This is a genomic window from Aeromonas sp. S19(2024), from assembly GCF_041402625.1.
GTDB lineage: Bacteria > Pseudomonadota > Gammaproteobacteria > Enterobacterales > Aeromonadaceae > Aeromonas > Aeromonas caviae.
In genome coordinates this window covers 1-976 of the sequence record NZ_JBGLQU010000032.1, presented here as the reverse complement: position 1 = coordinate 976, position 976 = coordinate 1, and the positions used below count along the sequence as shown (strand labels likewise).

Sequence of the window (976 nt, the reverse complement as noted above, 5' to 3'; positions counted from 1 at the left end):
CTTGGCTTGCAGCACATCAGACATGGATGTGCCGGAATTGTCGGAAAGGTGAAGAACGGTCTTATAACGGCCACCAATCCCCAATATCGCCATATTGGTATGCCGAATTGCAGTCTCAGCCGCCGACCGAATAACTTGGTGAACCTTTTTGATGTTCGGGGTTGTTAATACAAAGTCCCAGTTGTGATGACGGTGCATATCAAAGGCCACGTCGATAGTTTCCGGTCGGCCATCCTCTTTTGCCTTATCCGGCCCACCTGGATAATTGAGTTTATCCAGGTCACTCTGGCGCCATGCTGGCGGAAATACCCGCTGCACCTCATCGACCAGGAAGAACGCCCCTTTGGGAGCCCAGTGGTAAAACCGCGCCAGATGATCACGCCCTTCCTGGGATTCCGTCTCGACATAGAGCACCTCAAACCCCTCTGGAACATCATTCCCCAGCACCTCACGGCAGCGCTCAACAGAGAAGCCACGCACGTTGGTAATGATATAGCGCCCCTCTTTGATGGCGGGAATCACATCGGTGTGAATAGCGCCGCTAGATTTATATGACCCTGGCGCACCGTGATGGATTTTAATCGACATAGATCACCACCCAAATATATTCAGTAAAAAGCGCGTCACAAACGCCTGAGTGATAACAGACATACCCTTATCAAATTGCAGATAGAGCAAGATATCCCGCACCGACGATGGAAGACTATTAAAGGAGGACGATATCAAATCGCTGAATTGCAGGTTTATCAAGATTTCCCTGGCAACATCCCATGAAAACACCAACATGAACAATTTAAACTGGATCCACTGAATAGCGAATTTCACCGAAATCCATGCCGTTACCTGAACCGCAAGATTGTATATGTCCTGAAACAACCCACTGAATAAATCACCTAGCCATTCCATCGCTCACCTCTTCGCAACAATCATGAACGCAATAAAGTAGAAAATAAACAACATCAGCGCGAGCAATATT

Annotated in this window: 2 protein-coding genes; both read right to left on the bottom strand. The window is 48.1% G+C overall.

Going from position 1 to position 976, the window contains the following annotated elements; translation table 11 throughout:
* A partial coding sequence (locus ACB037_RS21270; protein WP_371175900.1) for a zonular occludens toxin domain-containing protein occupies nt 1-588 on the bottom strand: 588 nt, incomplete at its 3' end.
* A 3-nt stretch (nt 589-591) separates the two neighbouring features.
* Nucleotides 592-906, bottom strand: a complete 315-nt coding sequence (locus ACB037_RS21265; RefSeq protein WP_371175901.1) for a DUF2523 family protein — start codon at nt 904-906, stop codon at nt 592-594.
* Between the last annotated feature and the right edge of the window lie 70 nt (nt 907-976).

Excerpts from the sequence above, each read along its gene's own strand:
- ACB037_RS21265 (WP_371175901.1), bottom strand. The coding sequence starts at position 906 with ATGGAATGGCTAGGTGATTTATTCAGTGGGTTGTTTCAGGACATATAC.